This window comes from Bradyrhizobium sp. STM 3809 (genome assembly GCF_000239795.1).
Classification (GTDB): Bacteria; Pseudomonadota; Alphaproteobacteria; order Rhizobiales; family Xanthobacteraceae; genus Bradyrhizobium.
Genome location: NZ_CAFJ01000497.1, coordinates 1 through 18,584, shown reverse-complemented (window position 1 = coordinate 18,584; position 18,584 = coordinate 1). Strand labels below are relative to the sequence as shown.

The window sequence follows — 18,584 nt, the reverse complement described above, 5'->3', positions numbered from 1 at the left end:
TCGTCGGAAGCGGCACGGGCTTGACGCCAGCATCGGGGCGCCAGGACCACGCGATTTCGCCGTGCACGGCCGGTCGTTCGTCGGCATGAACGATCACGCTGCGACCCGCCGCGCCCACCGCATCCAGCCTCCCGCGCTCGTGACGACCGCGATACGCCCCTCCTCGCGGAGACCGGACGCCGCGCAGACTACAGGAATTCCGAATTTCGTAAATCAGAATATTTTTCACGCGGGGGCTGGACAGCATTCGGCGCGGCCCGCCCGTCGGGCAAATCAGACCGGCGCCTCAGGCGAAAGCGACGAGGTCGACCAGATCATGCGCGAGGACCACCGGCCATAATGCGACCGAGCGCTGCAGCATCAGCATCAGCCCTGCGCCGATCAGCGCAGCCATCATCACGTTTCCCAATCCAGTCCACCAATGACAGGCGCCGAACAGAAGAGACGAGACCACGATGATCGAACCGCGGCCACCCAGCCAGAGTCGCAGCACCTCGCCGAGGCAGCGGCGGAAGACGATCTCCTCGATGAGAGCGACCAGCGCGAGCCCGAAGATCAGATCAAACATGTAGAGCCAGCCGCTCGGGCGCGGGTAGCTTCCGAAGACCGTCCCGGGAAACGCCGCGTTGACCACGACTCGCAGCGGTTGGCCGACACGTTCGATCACCGATAAGCCAGCAATCCAGAGCCCGATCTCCGGAATTGAGATCCGAACCCGTTCTGATCGGAATGCGACCGCCCTCGCGGCCGGGATCGCAGCAGCAATGGCGAGCGCCGCCAGCCGGCCAGCGTAGTCCCAGGCGATCCAACCAAGCGCGCCGTGCTGGTGCAACCTGATCAGCTGAGATGCGATCAAGGGCGTGACGACGGCCAGAAGCCACGCAAGGGCGCACAGCCTGGCCGCCTTGTCTCCGGGACGTCCGATCTCGCGCACGACCTTGCTTTCGGGTGGCCCGCCGCCCACGAGCGGGAAGACGGCGAAGCGATGGCTTGAAAGCCAGCCGCGGCACGCAGGCGCGGTCAATGCGACCGTATCGGCGGAGGGACAGCGCTTGTCCAACTCTCCGTGAGCGCAGTCGCGCGCTCGAGGAATCCCGCAGACGCGCCCAAGCGCCGGGGATGGCCCAGGCGCCTCGGCGCGTCAGCGGTGATGGGTAGCTGATGGAGCGAATGATCCGCAACGGATCACGATATCCGGCGGACGAGCTCCCAATTGCTTCGAACCGGGAGCAGCCGGTGTTGGCCTGGACGATCGGTCAGAACATCGCGGTCGGGAAGATGTTCACGCCCTGCTGAACCAGCGCGAGCGAGGCGATGACGCCGGTGAGCGCGAACATCGTCACCAGCCCGAAGCCGGAATTGAGTGCATGGGGTTCTACGATCTTGCGCACGATCTTCAACAACATGAATGTCTCCTCCTGAAACTCATTAATGAGCAGCCGCACTAGGCGAGATGGCGCGTTACCAGGGGGTTTCCGGCGTCAGAGAGTGACGCTCGCGTGCGTGCGATTGGTGAACGCATCCTTGAATGCGACGCAGGGGCGGTATGAAGCTGCCTTAATACTCGCCGCGCCCGCATTTGTTGCGACAGAGAAGACGGCTTCCTACGCACGAGATGGTTGAATCGCCGCAAAGACTCACGCCGCACTAAATGCAACCTCAGACAAACAACCGGCCTGCACGCGGTTTGAGATGACGACTCACATCCAAGCGAGCGAACGCGGCCGGTCTCCCATCTGGCGCATCGAACGTTCTGATGTTCACAGCTCGCCGCTCGAGCCGCGCCGCACACCGGAAGGTCGGCACGAATTCGTCGAACTAACAGCTAGAGCTGACGAACCGGTGGCTCTGAACGAACACGCGCACATCGACCGCGCCGGACCGTCGCGCACACCGCCATCACGTATCGTCGCAACGGGCGGCGGGAACGCGGCGCGATCGCGTGCAGGATCCGCAGCATCTGCGGCCGCGCGGAGGTCGCGCCACTCGGCAGGCTCGCGCCGATCGTTCCCTCGATGAGATGTCCGGACGATCAGCTCCGGTTGCGGTTGACAGACGCGCGCAACAACGCGATCTGTCAGCAGCGACTGAAGCGCATCAGACTCGCTTGGAACAAATGTTCCACATGTTAGTTCGGGTTCCGTGCGGGCAGAGGCTTTCGTTTCAGAGCTGGTCTGGCGACGCGCGCGACCGGTGCGGTAGCGGCGCGAGCGGGAGGAGACGTGGTGTTTCGTGGGGGAGTCCGGCTCGCCGGGAGATCCGGGACCTGGCCGATCTCGGCCTATCTCCTCATTCTCGCGCTGGCGACCTCGATACCGATCACCGCCTGTGCGGCGTTCCTGGCCTATCACTTCGTCGCGGAATCGTCGCAATATAGGAAGGTCGAGTACGAGGACCGGCTGCGGCTGATGCGCAACGCGACCGAGCTGCGGGTCGCCAACATCATCGAGGACCTGCAGATCCTGGCGCTGTCGCCGCTACTGGCCAACGGACGCTTCGCGGAGTTCAGGGCCCATGCGATCGACGCGGTCAAGCTGATCGGCGGGGTGGCGATCGCATTGTACGACCCCGATGGGCAGCAGCTGGTCAACACCCGGCTCGATCCGGGAACGCCGCTGCCGAAGCGCACGGCCTTCGCGGCCGAACGAAGGGCGATCGAAACCGGACGCCCGCAAGTCTCCGGCCTGCAGAAGGCGGTGGTCGACGGCCAGCCCATCGTCATCATTGCGGTCCCGGTGCGGATCGCGGGCGAGATCCGGTACGCGCTGAACATCGGGCTGTCGCCGAAATATCTGTCGACCCTGATGGACGACTACGTGTCCGGGGAGCTTGTCGGCAGCATCATCGACCCGCAGGGCCTGCTGCTGGCGCGGCGGCCGCTGCTGGGCGACGACGATTTGATCGGCCAGCCGACCATTCCGGCGGTGCGATCGCACATCGGCGAAGCTTCTGCCTGGTGGATCAAGGCCGTCTCGCGCTCGGGGGTCGCGACCTACACCTCGCTGCTGCGCTCCGACCAGAGCGGCTGGACGATCAATCTCGCCGTGCCCCGGGAGGCCATCGACGGCCCGTTGCATCGGACCATCGAGTGGATCGTCGCCCTGACGGTCTTCACCTTCGCGCTGAGCATGGTGCTCGCCCGCCTGCTCGGCCATCGCTTCCTCGTCGAATTCGCCGACCTGGAGCGCTACGTGTCCGGCCTGCGGGCCGGCGCTCCTGCGCCGACCTTGGGGCGCATCAGCGAGGTCAATCGCATGAAGCAGATGCTTCACACAGTCGGCGGAGAACTCGCCGGGGCCCTGCGCCAGCAGCGCGATCTGCTCGACGAGATCAACCACCGCGTCAAGAACACGCTGGGCACGGTGCAGTCGATCGCGCGGCTGTCGCGCGCGAGCGCCAACGACGTCGAGCACTACGTCGCCGCCTTCGAGGGGCGCATCCTCGCGCTGTCGGAAGCGTATAATCTGCTGACGGAGAACAACTGGGTCGGCGCCGATGTCAGGGCCATCGTCGACCGCACGCTGGCGCCCTATGCCGGTCCCGACCGCCTGACCGTCCGTGGACCCAGCCTGCTGCTGCCGCCCAAGCTGACCTTGGCGCTGTCGGCCGCGATCCAGGAGCTCAGTACCAACGCCGCCAAATACGGCGCCTTCTCCACCCCCTCGGGCAAACTCGATATCGCCTGGACCGGCCTGGACAGCGGCATCGTGCGGCTGGTCTGGATCGAGCGCGATGGGCCCCTGGTCCGCAAGCCGACCCGGCGCGGCTTCGGCACCAGGATGATCACGCGGATGTTCGGCGCCGAGACCGGCTGGGCGGTCACGCTCGACTTCGATCCGGGCGGCCTGCGCTGCACGATGCAGTTCGGCGTCCAAGCCGAAGGTGCCGGCGAAGCGAGATTGACCGGCTGAGTTCCATCCGCCGCCTGCCCGCGTCAGCCAGATCCGATGAAACCTGTTGATTTTCCTCGGTCATGGCCGGTTGCCTCGGGCCAGCGGCGGTCGTGCCCGCGCATGTACCGGTATCACGGGACCACGCAACTCTTCAGTGACATCAACCGAAATGCAACACACGCTTGCGATGTTTTGACGCACCTCAGTCGAGACTTTCGACCGTCGGTGCAAACCGGGCTCGAGCACGCCTGACGACGCTGCCGGTCCGGGGACGGCCGACTAAGAAACAATCAACGGCCTGAGGCGGCCGGATCGTGGAGGTCGAGCGTGATCATCAGCAGATCAGTGCGCCGGACGCGCGCGCTCTTCGCGCGCTTCTGCGGGGACAGCAAGGCCAACATCGCGGTGACGTTCGCGATCGCGCTGTTGCCGATCCTGACGGCGATCGGATGTGCGACCGACTACTCCATGGCCATGCGGTTGAAGGTCAAGCTGCAGTCCGCCGCCGACGCCGCCAGCATCGCCTCGATCTCGGTCAACTCCGCCGGCTATTCCGCGGCCATGGCGATGACGTCGGACGGTTCCGTGACCGCGGGAGTCAACGAAGCGGACAACATCTTCAAGGGCAATGCCTCGACCTTCGGCGGCTATACCCTGACATCCGAGACCAGCACGGTCACCAAGACCGGGTCCACGCTGTCATCGAAGGTCCAATTCGCCGCGGCCGTGCCGACCACCTTCCTGACGGTGATCGGCTATCAGACCCTGACGGTCACCGGCACCTCGTCGTCGTCCGTCAGCCTGCCGCTCTACCTCGACTTCTATCTGACCCTCGATGTTTCGGGATCGATGGGCTTGCCGTCCACGTCGGCCGAAGCGCAGCGCATGCAGGCGATCAGCCCGGACAACTATCGGCAATATCCGACGGGCTGCACCCTCGCATGCCATTTTTCGCCGCAGAACAGCGCCTGCACCGACTCCGGAACCCAGGGCTATCCGACCAACAACTACTGCCTCGGCTACGCCATCTCGCGGGTCAGCCAGAGCGGCTACCAGAGCCTGCTGACCACCAACAAGAACTACCCGAAGGGCGTGCAGCTGCCGTCGTCCATCGTCTCCGGGCTGCCGAACTCGCTCTACAGCAAGCTGCCGACGGTCGCGAACTGCCCGACCGACGGAACGGACAGCTGCATCCAGCTGCGCCTGGATGCCGTCGGCTACGCCGTCAACCAGCTGTTCGCGACGGCCAACAGCACCGAGAAGGTCGCGAACCAGTTCCGGATCGGGCTGTATCCATTCATTCGCTACCTCTATTCCTATTATCCGCTGACCAGCAACATCAGCGGCTCGACGAGCGATTCCACCACCATCAACTATGCCGCGGCCAATCTCGCGACCTTGCTCGACACCAACACCAACACCTCGCTCGGCTCGGGCGGCACGCATATCGACACCGCGCTCGCCAGCGTCAACAACCTGATCGTCAATGTCGGGAACGGGAGCGCCACGACCAACACCCTGCCCTATGTGTTCCTGGTCACCGATGGCGCGCAGGACCCGCAGGTGAAGGGCGTGCCCAACGGCTCATGGTCCGGCAGCAATCATGCCACCACGATCGATCCGACCACCTCATGCACGCCGCTGAAGAATCGCGGGATCATCATCTCGGTGCTCTACATTCCCTACCAGACGATCAACCCGGTCAACGCCTCCTTCGCGGGCGACGAGGACGACTACGCCAACAACAACATCCCCAACATTCCGTCGAGCCTGCAGGCCTGCGCGTCGCCCGGCTTCTTCTACACCGCGAACACGCCGGCCGACATCACGGCGGCGCTGAACGCGATGTTCAATCACGCGGTCTCCGAGGCGCATCTGACCCGATGAGGAGGGAAACCAGCTCACGGACATTGCTGACAAGCAGAGCCCGACTTTAAGCGGGTTAGGCGCGTCGATGAGCGGAAATGCCGACGGTGTGTTTGCGCATCATGGTGGCAGATCGGGCAGCTCAGATCGCGATCGGACCTGCCGCGTGACCGTCAGTGCTGCACTTCGCGCGCAGCTGCGATCGCCCAGGCGAGGAAGATCGAGATCACGTCGCCGAGATGACCGGGGCCGCAGAAGGCTTCGAAGATCTTGCCGCGAACGCGGCAATGACACCAATCGCCGTCGTCGTCGCCCTGGACCTTGACCTCGCGGAAGGGCCGCTCCGCCAGTCCGGTGGCGGAGAGGTCGACCTGGAGTGTCCACCCTGGGTTGTCCAAGGTTCCGATCTTGATGCCGTGATGGTGCTCCCACCGGCCGTCGCATTGCGAGGCGTACCACTCCTGAAGCGCCTTCAGAGGCTCGCACTGGTCTCGCATCGGCATCTCATCGGTTGGCGGCCCGCGGCCCGTCATCGATCGGACCGGAGGCATCAGCGGCGCGCAGCCACGGTGCGGCGCGGCCGGCCCAGGATGACGCAAGCCGCCGACGTTCGCGAGAGCAGCCAGAGCACAGTCTGCCGACATGCTGTCCCATGTGTTACCCCGCCTCGGTCATCGCCGCGGCGGCGAGCAGCGCCGCTTCGATCGTGTCCCGGGTCTTGGTCAGATGCGCCGTCATGATCGTCACTGCGCGCTCGGCGTCGCGTTCCAGCGCCGCCTCCATCAGTTCGCGGTGCTCGCGCGCGACGTCGCGGTTGCCGCGATCGGTCTTGCGGGCGAGATCGAGATAGCGCTCGTTGTGGACGAACAGCAGATCGCGCACCCGCATCATCCAGACGCTGCCGCAGGCCTGCGCGAGCGCGGCGTGGAACTCGCCATGCGCGATCGTCCAGGCCGGCGAGAAGCTGCCGTCGGCGGCCGCGATCGGCGTTGCCGCCATGCGGTGATGCGCGGCCACGACGGCGGTTTCCCACTCGATGTCGCCATGGGCGATGGCGCGGCGCAGGCACTTGGTTTCGATCTCGATGCGCATGTCGGTGAGATCGCGCAGATCGGCGGCCGACACCGGGGCGACGCGGAAGCCGCGCTGCGGCAGCGCGGTCACCAGCCCCTCCGCCGTCAGCCGCGCCAGCGCCTCGCGGATCGCGCCGGGGCTGACCGAAAACGCCGCGCCGAGCTCGCTGATCTTCAGCTTCTCCTCGGGCCGGTAGAGGCCGGCGAGCAGGTTGGCGCGCAACTGTTCATAGACGGTCTGGGTGGCGCTTCCGGACATGAGGCACTCGGCGGTGTTCGACGCCGAGCAGAATAGCAGATGGAATAAAAATAGATTTTCGTTAGAAAATATATTTTTGTTGCCGCGCGCCCGGGCACGCCTATGCTGCCGGCAAGACGCCGCCGACAGCGCGGCCATCAGGGAGGTGTCCATGCGCAGGGCCATCGCAGCCGCAGGGCTGATCGTCATGTCATCGGTGCTGGTGTCGGCCGCTGAGGCCGAGGACCTGCCCGGCGTGACCGCCACCGAGATCCGCATCGGCCAGACCATGCCCTATAGCGGGCCGGTGTCGGCGTTCGGCATCCTCGGCAAGGGCGAGGTGGCCTATTTCAAGATGGTCAACGACCGCGGCGGCATCAACGGCCGCAAGGTCAATCTGCTGTCACTCGACGACGGCTACGTGCCGCCGAAGACGGTGGAGCAGACGCGGCGCCTGGTCGAGAGCGACGAGGTCTCCTTCATCTTCTCGACCATGGGCACGGCGCACAACACCGCGATCGCCAAGTACCTCGCGGCCAAGAAGGTGCCGCAGCTGTTCGTGGCCTCCGGCGCCTCGAAGTTCGGCGATCCCGCACAGTTTCCGTTTGCCCTGATGGGCGTGATGGCGCCGTTCCGCAACGAGGCGCGGATGTATGCGCGCTACGCGCTGCAGAAGAAGCCGGACGCGACGTTCGCAATCCTGGCGCAGAACGACGATTTCGGCCGCGACTATCTCGCCGGGCTGAAGGACGTGCTCGGCGAGCGCTTCGACAGCGCGGTGACGGTGGCGAGCTACGAGCCGACCGAGCCGACCATCGACTCGCAGATCGTGAAGCTGAAATCGAGCGGCGCCGACGCGCTAATCATCGCCGCCACGCCGAAATTCGCCGCGCAGGCGATCCGCAAGACGTTCGAGATCAGCTGGCGGCCGATGACCTTCCTGACCAACGTCTCGGTGTGGATGTCCTCGGTGATGGAGCCGGCCGGCCTGGAGGCCGGCACCGGCATCATCTCGACCGCCTATGTCAAGGACCCGCTCGATCCGGCCTGGGCCGACGATCCCGGCGTCAAGGGCTGGCGCGACTTCATGGCGAAATACGTGCCCGACGGCGACATCCGCGATTCCAACTACGTCAACGGCTACAACAACGGCATGGTGCTGGAGCACGTGCTGAAGGCCGCCGGCAATGATCTGTCGCGCGAGAACATCCTGAAGCAGGCGCTGTCGATCAAGGATCTGGAGTTGCCGATGCTGCTGCCGGGCATCAAGGTCAACACCTCCGAGGGCGACCACCTGCCGGTCGAGCAGGTGCAGTTCATGCGCTTCACCGGCAAGCAATGGGAACGGTTCGGCGAGGTGCTGTCGACCAAATGACGGCGGGTTGGCGTTTCCGCGCCGGAGGCGTAGACCTCTCCTGTCGACCACAGGAGAGCCGCGGCGCCGATGTCCGAGACTGATGCCCTCACGCTGAAATTCCGCTGCCCCGCCGAGCTCGAAGGCCTGATTCCGCAGCCGGTGCCGGCGCCGATGGGCATTCCCGACTGGGTCAAGACGATGCCGGCGACCGCGTTCAGCCAGCTCAACCAGGCCGAGGAGCAGACGGTCAAGCGCTGCCCGCCCTTCATCGACGCGATGACCACGGGCTTCCTGATTCCGCTGGCCTGCGACCTCAAGGTCGACGACACCGGCATCACCTGGGACAACGAACTGCCGCCGGGCGGCGCGATCGATTTTCCGCGCTCGCCGGTCAGCTTCCACGACGTGTCGCAGGTGACGGGATCGCCGCTGTTCGAGGCCGACCGTTTCCTGCTGAAGTTTCATAATCTGTGGACGATCGAGGCGCCCGAGGGCTGGTCGTTGCTGTTCACCCACCCGCTCAACCGCTTCGACCTGCCCTTCACCACCGTGACCGGCCTCGTCGACAGCGACCGCTTCCACGACAGCTTCGTGCACTTCCCGGCGCATTGGCACGACATGGCGTTTCGCGGCGTGCTGCCGAAGGGCACGCCGGTCGCGCAATGCATCCCGGTGAAGCGGCAGACATGGGCGATGCAGATCTCGGCCTTCACCGACGCGGACGTCGCGGAGATTCACACCGTGCGCGAGGCGCTGAAGCGCGAGCAGGGCCTGTATCGCAAGCAGTTCAGGGCTTGACCGCCGCCGCGCCGTCGGCGCCGAGGAATCTGGCGGCGTCGCTTGGGCGGAAGAAGAAGCGGCCGTGCGAGCTGACGGCCATCGTATAGGCGGCGCGGCTGAGCAGATGCGGCCGGCCGCGCATGACCGTGCGCAACGCGGCCTCAGCGCCGGCGCGGTCGCCCTGCTCCATCAGGCACATCGCGAGATTGGCGCGGGTCTGGGTGTCCTCGGGCCGCAGGCCGAGCGCGTGCTTGTAGGTGCCGGCAGCCCCGGCGTAGTCGCCGTCGAGGAACTGCACCCAGGCGAGCTCGATCAGGATGTCGGGCCGGCCCGGCGCCGCCTCGCGCGCGGCGATGAAATTGTCCCGCGCCCGCGCGCGCTGATTAGCCTGCAGGCACAGCCGGCCGAGATCGAGCTTGAGGTCGACGCTGTCGGGCGCCAGCGTCAGCGCCTCCTCGATGACGGCGATGGCATCAGCGAGCCGATTGGATTTCGCGAGCCGTCCCGCCAGCTCCTGGAACGCCGGCAGGAACGGCGGCCGCCGCGCTGCCGTCTTGCGCAATTGCGCGATGCCATCGGCCGCGCGACGCGAGTCGCACAACGCTGCGCCGAGCAGGGTTTCGAGCTCCGGATCAGGGCCGCGCAGCGCCGCCTTCTCCAGCGGCGCGACCGCCTCGCCGGCGCGCTGCTGGCCGAGCAGCGCATGCGCGTACACCATCAGCGCGGCGCGATCGGTCCTGGCGGTGCGCAGGATCGAGGCGGCGATCTGCTCGGCGCGCGCGAACTGCCGCCCACGCAGCGCGTGGATCGCCTCCTGCAGCGCCTGCGCCTGCAACCTGGTCTGCGCCTTGCTCACGATCCGTCGCTACAACGCGTGAAGATGATCCGTCGGGTCTAGCCCGTGAAGCCCGGACGTGTCCAGCAACGGGCGCTCAGCCGAACAGCGGCGTGCCCGGCACGAAGGCGTCGAAGGCGGCCCAGAATTGCGAGCGGTAGCGGTCCTGCTCCTGCAGGATCTCGTGCTTGGCGCCGGCGATGACGAGATGCGAGCCGGCGCGCAGATGGTAGGCGAACTCCTCGATCGCGGCGGTCGACACCACGGTGTCGCTGGAGGCCGCGAGCATCAGGATCGGCTGGCGGATCTGCAACGGGTAGGTCATGCCCCGGAAGGTCGCCATCGCCGCGAAGGCGGCGTCGGCCCAGGCCACCGTGGGCGAGGCGATGCCGAGCGTCGGATCCTCCTCGAGGATCGCGGCGTTGCGCGCATAGCGGACGGGATCCGAGGTCAGCGGGTTGTTGACGAACGGCGCCAGCCCGCTGATCTCGTCATTGCCGCCGGGGACGTAGCGGCCGCCCTGCCCCGCGACGCGCATCGCCCGCAGCAGGAGCCGCGCCGGCAGCGCGGTACGCTTGCCCGGCAGGTCGATCATCGGCGCCGACAGCACCACGCGGTCGAACCAGCGCTTGCCGGAATGCGCCAGCCGCAGCAGCACCGTGCCGCCCATCGAATGCGCCAGCGCGAAGTACGGCGGCGGACAATCCGGCAGCACCACCTCGGTGACGAAGGTCTCGACGTCGAGCTCGTAGTCGGAGAACGAGCGGACATAGCCCTTGCGGGAATCGCGCAGGCGCCGCGACGAATGGCCCTGGCCGCGCCAGTCGATGATGGCGACCGCGAAACCGCGATCGCGCAGGTCGCGCACGGTCTCGAAATATTTCTCGATCATCTCGCTGCGGCCGGTGAACACGCACACGGTGCCCTTGCGCCCGGCCGGCGGCGCCCAGCGCGCAAAGCGCAACTCGGCGCCATCAGGGGTCTTGATGGTGCCGGCGGTGGCGTTCTCGGGGACGGGATTGGCGGGAATCGAGACGAGCGTCATGAGGCGCCCATCGAATAGGTGAAAAGCCCAGGGAATCAAGGGGTGGAACAGCAAAAAGAGCGGGTCTCGGTGCCTCTTGAACGTCCGGACGTCCGAACCATATCGGGATCGTGCAGGCCGTCACGGCTGCACGACAGCCCGGCCCGATGGCGGGCGGGTTTGCCCAACAGTCGCTCAATGGAGGACTTTGACCATGCGTACCTACGACCTCACCCCGTTCTATCGTTCCACCGTCGGTTTCGACCGTCTGTTCTCGCTGCTCGACCAGGCGACCGCCGAGCCCAGCCCCGGCTACCCGCCCTACAACATCGAGCGCACCGGTGAGAACGCCTATCGCATCACCGTTGCCGTCTCCGGCTTCGGCAAGGATGAGCTCTCCCTCGTCGCGAAGGAAAACACGCTGACGATCAAGGGCGAGAAGGCTGCCAACGAGAACGGCAAGAAGAGCGAGGTGCTGTATCGCGGCATCGCCGCCCGCGCCTTCGAGCGCTCGTTCCAGCTCGCCGACCACGTGGTGGTGAAGAACGCCAGCCTCGAGAACGGCCTGCTCCACGTCGACCTCGTGCGCGAGATCCCCGAGGCCAAGAAGCCGCGGTCGATTCCGATCTCGACCTCAGCGCAAGGCTCCGAGCAGCCGGCGATCGAGCGCACGGCCGAGAAGGCCGCCGCCTAATCGGCCAGACAGCTCGTCAGAGACACGAACGCCCCGGGACACCGGGGCGTTTTTTTGTGGACGGATTGCGCGGATGTCCTCCGAGGCTTCGCCCGTCCCCGGCTCCGGAATAATCGCCCTGAGGTGGCCGGCCGCCCCGCACACGGCCGTCATGCCCGCGAAGGCGGGAATCCAGTCCGCCGCGGCGGTCGTGATCGACCGAGAGGCCGGTGATGACTGGATCGCCCGGTCGAGCGGGCGATGACAGTTTTGGTGACGGCCGGCGTCTGGGCAGACCGCTCGCGGGCTGCTGTTACTCCAGCCCTTGTGCCGGCGGCATCGTCGCGGTCGGCAGGATCTGCGGCGCCGGCTTGGCGGCAGGCGCGATCGATCCGGTCGTCGGCGGCGCGGCCGTGGCCGATTGGACGGGCTTGGCGTCAGCAGGCTTGGCGTCGGCAGGCTTGGTCTCTGAAGCCTTGGCATCAGCAGGCTTGCCATCGGCAGCCTTGGCGTCAGCCGGCTTCGCCTCGCCCGCCTTCACCGCATCCGCCTTGGCCTCGACCGGCTTCGTCTCCACCGGCTTCACCTCCGGGGGCCTGGCTTCCGCCGGCTTGATCTCCGGCTTCGCCGCCGGCTTGGCCGTATCGGCAGGCTTCGGGCTGAGCGCGGCCGTCTGCGGCGCGGGGATCGCTGGCCGTGCGGCGGGTGTCGGAACCTTCGGCAGCTGGGCCGGCATTGCATTGGCGACCCGCGGCGCCGCGGGGGGCGCCACGCGCGGGTCGGCGCGGATGACGGTCGGCGCGGGCAGCCGGTCGAGGCCGCCGCGCGGCTCGAAGCGCATGCGCTCGTAATCCTCGCCCCATTGGAACGCCGGCACGAAGCGCATGATGCGCCCCGAGCGGGCATCGATGACCAGCTTGCCGTCCTCGCCCTCGCGGTCGAGCACCGCTACGACATAGACGTTGCCGCGCTGGCGCGGCGCGCCGAGCGGCGAGAAACCGTTGTCGCGCAGGATCGCATAGACCTCGTGGATCGGCAGGAATGCCGGCGCGTAGCCATAGTCCTGCTGATAGCCGTCGCGATAGCCATCCTGGCGGTACACCGGCGCCGGCGGCGCGTAGCGCGGCTCCCGATAGCCGTAGTCCGATCCCGGTCCATAGCCGTAACGCGGCGGCGCCGGCACGACCGCGGGCGGCGCCTCGGAATAAGGCGCGTCAAAATCGGAGACTGCCCGATACGGACCGCGGACACCGTAGGGTGGCAGCGGCTCGGCCTGCGCGGCGGCAGACGCCGCGATCAAGGCGGCTGAGACGGCTCCAACTAGCAACTTCATGGCTCAAAGCTCCTGCATGCCCCCGCACGTGAAGCTGTTCGCTTCTTCTCAAGTGCGCTGACGTTCTGCCGCGATTCCGGCGGTCCTGGGCCGGAGACGGGGCGGGAACAGGGCGAAGAGTTTCAAAATTGCGCGCGGTGCGTGATCGGCCCGACGGTTCCCGTCGTTCGATACGCCGACCGGACGATTTGCCGGAAGATTTGCCGGGAGATTCGCCGGGCAATGAGCGCCTTGGAGGCCCGAACCGCAGGACTCTGCTGCGCTTGTGTGATAGGTTAAAGTTTGGCATCTTGCGGTTTAGGACAGAATTGCTGTCTAAAATTTCGTTGCAAAGGTGACCGAGACTTTGCAATGATGTTACGGCGCCCAATGACGTTGAGACGGTGACGTTGAGGCATGGGCGTTGCGACATGAACAGGCCGTGCGTCCAGCGGGGACTTGGTCCCCCGGCGGCTGGCCTGAATTCTGCAAATGCGGCTCGCTGAGAAGGACGAGCGTTGGCTCCGGAGAGGGGCCCGCGCAGCGCCCGGGGTGCGCCGGACTGACTGTACCGGACTGTGGTGAAGGCCCTGACCAATAACTGATGGGGACGGATATGAGCGGATCGAAGGTCGAGCACGGAAAGTTGGGCGGCGCGGTGCTGGCTGTGGATTCGCAGGAAAAACCGGCCGAGATCACCCGCGAGTTGCATACGTGGCGTCCGGAAGCCGAAGGTCTCTATGACCCCTCGCAGGAGAAGGATTCCTGCGGCGTCGGCTTCATCGCCAACATCAAGGGCCAGAAGTCGCACCAGATCGTCTCCGACGCGCTGAACATCCTGTGCAATCTCGAGCACCGCGGCGCCGTCGGCGCCGACCCGCGCTTCGGTGACGGCGCCGGCATCCTGGTGCAGATCCCGCACGCCTTCTTCTCGCGCAAGGCGAAGGAGCTCGGCTTCACTTTGCCCGCTCCGGGCGAATACGCCATCGGCGCGCTGTTCATGCCGCGCGACGAGGCCTGGCGGAACGTCATCAAGAGCATCATCGCCGACCAGATCGAGGACGAGGGCCTGGTGCTGCTCGGCTGGCGCGACGTGCCGACCGACAACTCCTCGCTGGGCGTGACGGTCAAGCCGACCGAGCCGCGCAGCATGCAGGTGTTCATCGGCCGCAACGGCGCCGCCAAGACCGAGGACGAGTTCGAGCGCAAGCTCTACATCCTCCGCAAGTCGATCTCGCAGGCGATCTACCAGCGCCGCGACCGCGGCATGTCGGGCTATTACCCCTGCTCGATGTCGTGCCGGACCGTGATCTACAAGGGCATGTTCCTGGCCGACCAGCTCGGCAAGTACTACGCCGATCTGCACGAGCCGGACTTCGAGAGCGCGCTGGCGCTGGTGCACCAGCGCTTCTCGACCAACACCTTCCCGACCTGGTCGCTGGCGCATCCCTATCGCATGATCGCGCATAACGGCGAGATCAACACCCTGCGCGGCAACGTCAACTGGATGGCGGCCAGGCAGGCGTCGGTGTCGTCGGAGCTGTTCGGCAAGGACATCAGCCGGCTCTGGCCGATCTCCTATGAGGGCCAGTCCGACACCGCCTGCTTCGACAACGCGCTCGAATTCCTGGTGCAGGGCGGCTACTCGCTGCCGCACGCCGTCATGATGATGATTCCGGAGGCGTGGGCCGGCAATCCCTTGATGAGCGAGGAGCGCCGCTCGTTCTACGAATATCACGCCGCGCTGATGGAGCCGTGGGACGGCCCCGCCGCGATCGCCTTCACCGACGGCCGCCAGATCGGCGCCACGCTCGACCGCAACGGCCTGCGGCCGGCGCGCTATCTCGTGACCAAGGACGACCGCATCGTGATGGCGTCCGAGATGGGCGTGCTGAAGATTCCGGAGGACCAGATCGTCACCAAGTGGCGGCTGCAGCCCGGCAAGATGCTGCTCGTCGACCTCGAGCAGGGCCGCCTGATCCCGGATGACGAGATCAAGGCGCAGCTCGCCGCCAGCCATCCCTACACCGAGTGGCTCGCCCGCACGCAGATCCAGGTCGAGAAGCTGCCGGACGCGCCGACCAAGGGCGCGCGCACCAACCTGCCACTGTTGGATCGGCAGCAGGCGTTCGGCTACACGGCCGAGGACATCAACATCCTGATGACGCCGATGGCCGCCACCGGTGAGGAGGCGACGGGCTCGATGGGCAACGACGCGCCGATCTCGGCGCTGTCGGACAAGCCGAAGCTCTTGTTCACCTACTTCAAGCAGAACTTCGCCCAGGTCACCAACCCGCCGATCGACCCGATCCGCGAGGAGCTGGTGATGAGCCTGGTGTCGATCATCGGCCCGCGCCCGAACCTGTTCGACCTCGAAGGCGTCGCCTCGACCAAGCGGCTCGAGGTGCATCAGCCGATCCTGACCGATGCGGACCTCGAAAAGATCCGCTCGATCTCGCAGGTCTCGGACAGCCATTTCGTCTCGCGCACGCTCGACACCACGTTCGACGCGAGCCTGGGCGCAGCCGGCTTCGAGCAGGTGCTCGACGATCTCTGCGGCCGCGCGGAAGCGGCCGTCCGCGAGGGCGTGAACATCATCATCCTCTCCGACCGCATGGTCTCCGGCGACCGGATTCCGATCCCGTCGCTGCTGGCCTGCGCCGCCGTGCATCACCATCTCATCCGCACCGGCTTGCGCACGTCGGTCGGCCTCGTCGTCGAGAGCGGCGAGCCGCGCGAGGTGCATCACTTCGCCTGTCTCGCCGGCTACGGCGCCGAGGCAATCAACCCGTATCTCGCCTTCGAGACCATCATCGCGCTGAAGGACAAGCTGCCGGGCGCGCTGAGCGACTACGAGGTCGTCAAGCGCTACATCAAGTCGATCGGCAAGGGCCTGCTCAAGGTCATGTCGAAGATGGGCATCTCGACCTACCAGTCCTATTGCGGCGCGCAGATCTTCGACGCGGTCGGCCTCCGTGCCGAGTTCGTGCAGAAGTTCTTCGCCGGCACCCACACCCGCATCGAAGGCGTCGGCCTGCCGGAGATCGCCGAGGAGACCACGCGCCGTCACCGCGACGCGTTCGGCGACGCGCTGGTCTACAAGACCGCGCTCGACGTCGGCGGCGAATATGCCTACCGCACCCGCGGCGAGGACCATGCCTGGACCGCCGAATCCGTCGCGACGCTGCAGCATGCCGTGCGCGGCAACTCCAAGGACCGCTATCAGGCGTTCGCAAAGCTGCTCAACGAGCAGTCCGAGCGGCTGCTGACCCTGCGCGGCCTGTTCCGGATCAAGTCGGCCGAGGACGACAAGCGCAAGCCGGTCCCGCTCGACGAGGTCGAGCCGGCGAAGGAGATCGTCAAGCGCTTCGCCACCGGGGCGATGAGCTTCGGCTCGATCTCGCGCGAGGCACATACGACGCTCGCGATCGCGATGAACCGGATCGGCGGCAAGTCGAACACCGGCGAAGGCGGCGAGGAAGCCGATCGCTTCAAGCCGCTGCCGAACGGCGACTCCATGCGCTCGGCGATCAAGCAGGTCGCGTCCGGCCGGTTCGGCGTGACGACGGAGTATCTCGTCAACTCCGACATGATGCAGATCAAGATGGCGCAGGGTGCCAAGCCCGGCGAAGGCGGCCAGTTGCCCGGCCACAAGGTCGACGCCACCATCGCAAAGGTGCGCCACTCGACCCCGGGCGTCGGCCTGATCTCGCCGCCGCCGCATCACGACATCTACTCGATCGAGGATCTCGCGCAGCTGATCTACGACCTGAAGAACGTCAATCCGGACGGCCAGGTCTCGGTCAAGCTGGTCTCCGAGGTCGGCGTCGGCACGGTTGCCGCCGGCGTCGCCAAGGCGCGCGCCGATCATGTCACGATCGCGGGCTTCGAGGGCGGCACCGGCGCCTCCCCCCTCACCTCGATCAAGCATGCGGGCTCGCCGTGGGAGATCGGCCTTGCCGAGACGCATCAGACCCTGGTGCGCGAGCGGCTGCGCAGCCGCATCGTCGTCCAGGTCGACGGCGGCTTCCGCACCGGGCGTGACGTCGTGATTGGCGCTCTGCTCGGCGCCGACGAGTTCGGCTTCGCCACCGCGCCGCTGATCGCGGCGGGTTGCATCATGATGCGCAAGTGCCACCTCAACACCTGTCCGGTGGGCGTCGCGACCCAGGATCCCGTCCTGCGCAAGCGCTTCACCGGCCAGCCCGAGCACGTGATCAACTACTTCTTCTTCGTGGCCGAAGAGGTCCGCGAGATCATGGCTTCGCTGGGCTACCGCTCGTTCAACGAGATGGTCGGCCAGGTGCAGATGCTCGATCAGTCCAGACTGGTGGCGCATTGGAAGGCCAAGGGACTGGACTTCTCCAAGCTGTTCGTGAAGCAGAAGGCGGAGCCGGGCCAGAAGATCCATCACGCCGAGAAGCAGGATCATCACCTCGAGGCCGTGCTCGACCGCAAGCTGATCGAGCAGGCGCGGCCCGCGCTCGACCGCGGCGCGCCGGTCAAGATCGAGGCCGAGATCAACAACACCGACCGTTCGGCGGGCGCGATGCTTTCCGGCGCGGTGGCCAAGATCTACGGTCATGCCGGCCTGCCGCAGGACACGATCCATGTCAGCCTGAAGGGCACTGCCGGCCAGGCGTTCGGCGCCTGGCTCGCCAACGGCGTCACGTTCGAGCTCGAAGGCGAAGGCAACGACTATGTCGGCAAGGGCCTTTCGGGCGGCCGCATCATCGTCAAGCCGCCGCGCAACTCCGGCATCGTGCCGGAGGAGTCGATCATCGTCGGCAACACCGTGATGTACGGCGCCATCTCCGGCGAGTGCTTCTTCCGCGGCATCGCCGGCGAGCGCTTCGCCGTGCGTAACTCCGGCGCGGTCGCGGTCGTCGAGGGCGCGGGCGATCATTGCTGCGAATACATGACCGGCGGCATCGTGGTCGTGCTCGGCAAGACCGGGCGCAACTTCGCCGCGGGCATGTCGGGCGGCGTCGCCTATGTGCTCGACGAGGCCGGCGACTTCGATAAGCATTGCAACATGGCGATGGTCGAGCTCGAGCCGGTGCTGTCGGAGGAGATGATCGCGGAGGACACCTATCACCAGATGGGCGACCTCGAGGCGCATGGCCGTGTCGACGTGTTCAAGAACCTGCTGGCGTCCGACGTCGAGCGCCTGCACGTCCTGATCTCGCGCCACGCCAAGGCCACCGGCTCCAAGCGCGCCGCCGATATCCTGGCGAACTGGAAGGAGTTTGCGCCGAAGTTCCGCAAGGTCATGCCGGTCGAGTACCGCCGCGCTTTGAAGGAAATGGCGGCCAACGCCGACTCCGAGCCGAAGATCGCGATCGGGGCTTGATGTTGCTCCTCATGGTGAGGAGGCGCGCTAGCGCCGTCTCGAACCATGAGGCCGAGAGCGGGGCCTCGCCCTTCGAGACGCGGCGCAAAGCGCCGCTCCTCAGGGTGAGGAGAAGCAAGAAACGAAACCCTCATGGTGAGGAGGCGCGAAAGCGCCGTCTCGAACCATGAGGCCAGCAGA

The 18,584-nt window shown here is 66.3% G+C and carries 14 protein-coding genes; 6 read left to right on the top strand and 8 right to left on the bottom strand.

Going from position 1 to position 18,584, the window contains the following annotated elements; genetic code table 11:
- The 3 genes from BRAS3809_RS37120 to BRAS3809_RS36755 form a co-directional block, all read right to left on the bottom strand.
- The coding region (locus tag BRAS3809_RS37120; RefSeq protein ID WP_210161111.1) for a hypothetical protein at window positions 1-247 on the bottom strand (247 nt) is incomplete at its 3' end.
- Between the two features lie 39 nt (window positions 248-286).
- On the bottom strand, window positions 287-1,024 hold the full coding sequence (locus tag BRAS3809_RS22940) for a CPBP family intramembrane glutamic endopeptidase (RefSeq protein WP_240535748.1): 738 nt from the start codon (window positions 1,022-1,024) through the stop codon (window positions 287-289).
- 232 nt (window positions 1,025-1,256) lie between these two features.
- A complete protein-coding gene (locus BRAS3809_RS36755) occupies window positions 1,257-1,406 on the bottom strand; it encodes a hypothetical protein (RefSeq protein WP_008964419.1) in 150 nt (49 codons plus the stop codon).
- Between the two features lie 816 nt (window positions 1,407-2,222).
- Here BRAS3809_RS36755 and BRAS3809_RS22930 point away from each other — a divergent pair.
- The gene (locus tag BRAS3809_RS22930) at window positions 2,223-3,911 is read left to right on the top strand and encodes a sensor histidine kinase (protein ID WP_008964418.1); all 1,689 of its coding nucleotides are present in this window, start codon (window positions 2,223-2,225) and stop codon (window positions 3,909-3,911) included.
- Window positions 3,912-4,220: 309 nt separating this feature from the next.
- A complete protein-coding gene (locus tag BRAS3809_RS22925; RefSeq protein ID WP_008964417.1) occupies window positions 4,221-5,780 on the top strand; it encodes a TadE/TadG family type IV pilus assembly protein in 1,560 nt (519 codons plus the stop codon).
- 152 nt (window positions 5,781-5,932) lie between these two features.
- Here BRAS3809_RS22925 and BRAS3809_RS22920 read toward each other — a convergent pair whose 3' ends face one another.
- Together BRAS3809_RS22920 and BRAS3809_RS22915 are read right to left on the bottom strand one after the other, a co-directional pair.
- Window positions 5,933-6,256 carry an immunity 53 family protein gene (locus tag BRAS3809_RS22920; protein WP_035657777.1) on the bottom strand — a complete coding sequence of 108 codons (324 nt, stop codon included), beginning with the start codon at window positions 6,254-6,256 and terminating at the stop codon, window positions 5,933-5,935.
- A gap of 160 nt (window positions 6,257-6,416) precedes the next feature.
- A complete protein-coding gene (locus BRAS3809_RS22915) occupies window positions 6,417-7,091 on the bottom strand; it encodes a GntR family transcriptional regulator (protein ID WP_008964415.1) in 675 nt (224 codons plus the stop codon).
- 151 nt (window positions 7,092-7,242) lie between these two features.
- On the opposite strand from BRAS3809_RS22915, the gene BRAS3809_RS22910 reads away from it, so the two are divergent.
- Window positions 7,243-8,445 carry an ABC transporter substrate-binding protein gene (locus BRAS3809_RS22910; RefSeq protein ID WP_008964414.1) on the top strand — a complete coding sequence of 401 codons (1,203 nt, stop codon included), beginning with the start codon at window positions 7,243-7,245 and terminating at the stop codon, window positions 8,443-8,445.
- A 69-nt stretch (window positions 8,446-8,514) separates the two neighbouring features.
- Window positions 8,515-9,225 carry a hypothetical protein gene (locus BRAS3809_RS22905; protein ID WP_008964413.1) on the top strand — a complete coding sequence of 237 codons (711 nt, stop codon included), beginning with the start codon at window positions 8,515-8,517 and terminating at the stop codon, window positions 9,223-9,225.
- On the opposite strand, the gene BRAS3809_RS22900 is transcribed toward BRAS3809_RS22905, so the two are convergent.
- The gene (locus tag BRAS3809_RS22900) at window positions 9,215-10,063 is read right to left on the bottom strand and encodes a tetratricopeptide repeat protein (RefSeq protein WP_008964412.1); all 849 of its coding nucleotides are present in this window, start codon (window positions 10,061-10,063) and stop codon (window positions 9,215-9,217) included. The genes BRAS3809_RS22905 and BRAS3809_RS22900 overlap by 11 nt on opposite strands.
- A gap of 76 nt (window positions 10,064-10,139) precedes the next feature.
- A complete protein-coding gene (locus BRAS3809_RS22895; protein ID WP_008964411.1) occupies window positions 10,140-11,087 on the bottom strand; it encodes an alpha/beta hydrolase in 948 nt (315 codons plus the stop codon).
- A gap of 193 nt (window positions 11,088-11,280) precedes the next feature.
- On the opposite strand from BRAS3809_RS22895, the gene BRAS3809_RS22890 reads away from it, so the two are divergent.
- Complete coding sequence (locus BRAS3809_RS22890) at window positions 11,281-11,760, top strand: Hsp20 family protein (RefSeq protein WP_008964410.1); 480 nt, start codon at window positions 11,281-11,283, stop codon at window positions 11,758-11,760.
- 292 nt (window positions 11,761-12,052) lie between these two features.
- Here the strand turns inward: BRAS3809_RS22890 and BRAS3809_RS22885 are convergent, their stop codons facing one another.
- Complete coding sequence (locus BRAS3809_RS22885) at window positions 12,053-13,072, bottom strand: hypothetical protein (protein ID WP_008964409.1); 1,020 nt, start codon at window positions 13,070-13,072, stop codon at window positions 12,053-12,055.
- 595 nt (window positions 13,073-13,667) lie between these two features.
- On the opposite strand from BRAS3809_RS22885, the gene gltB reads away from it, so the two are divergent.
- Window positions 13,668-18,404: a glutamate synthase large subunit gene (gene gltB / locus BRAS3809_RS22880; RefSeq protein ID WP_008964408.1), complete on the top strand. Its 4,737-nt coding sequence runs from the start codon at window positions 13,668-13,670 to the stop codon at window positions 18,402-18,404.
- Window positions 18,405-18,584: the final 180 nt, after the last annotated feature.

Bases quoted from the DNA above. Each gene is read 5' to 3' on its own strand.
- BRAS3809_RS36755 (WP_008964419.1), bottom strand. From the start codon at position 1,406: ATGTTGTTGAAGATCGTGCGCAAGATCGTAGAACCCCATGCACTCAAT.
- BRAS3809_RS22920 (WP_035657777.1), bottom strand. From the start codon at position 6,256: ATGCGAGACCAGTGCGAGCCTCTGAAGGCGCTTCAGGAGTGGTACGCC.
- BRAS3809_RS22915 (WP_008964415.1), bottom strand. From the start codon at position 7,091: ATGTCCGGAAGCGCCACCCAGACCGTCTATGAACAGTTGCGCGCCAAC.
- BRAS3809_RS22910 (WP_008964414.1), top strand. From the start codon at position 7,243: ATGCGCAGGGCCATCGCAGCCGCAGGGCTGATCGTCATGTCATCGGTG.
- BRAS3809_RS22905 (WP_008964413.1), top strand. From the start codon at position 8,515: ATGTCCGAGACTGATGCCCTCACGCTGAAATTCCGCTGCCCCGCCGAG.
- BRAS3809_RS22895 (WP_008964411.1), bottom strand. From the start codon at position 11,087: ATGACGCTCGTCTCGATTCCCGCCAATCCCGTCCCCGAGAACGCCACC.
- BRAS3809_RS22890 (WP_008964410.1), top strand. From the start codon at position 11,281: ATGCGTACCTACGACCTCACCCCGTTCTATCGTTCCACCGTCGGTTTC.
- BRAS3809_RS22885 (WP_008964409.1), bottom strand. From the start codon at position 13,072: ATGAAGTTGCTAGTTGGAGCCGTCTCAGCCGCCTTGATCGCGGCGTCT.
- gltB (WP_008964408.1), top strand. From the start codon at position 13,668: ATGAGCGGATCGAAGGTCGAGCACGGAAAGTTGGGCGGCGCGGTGCTG.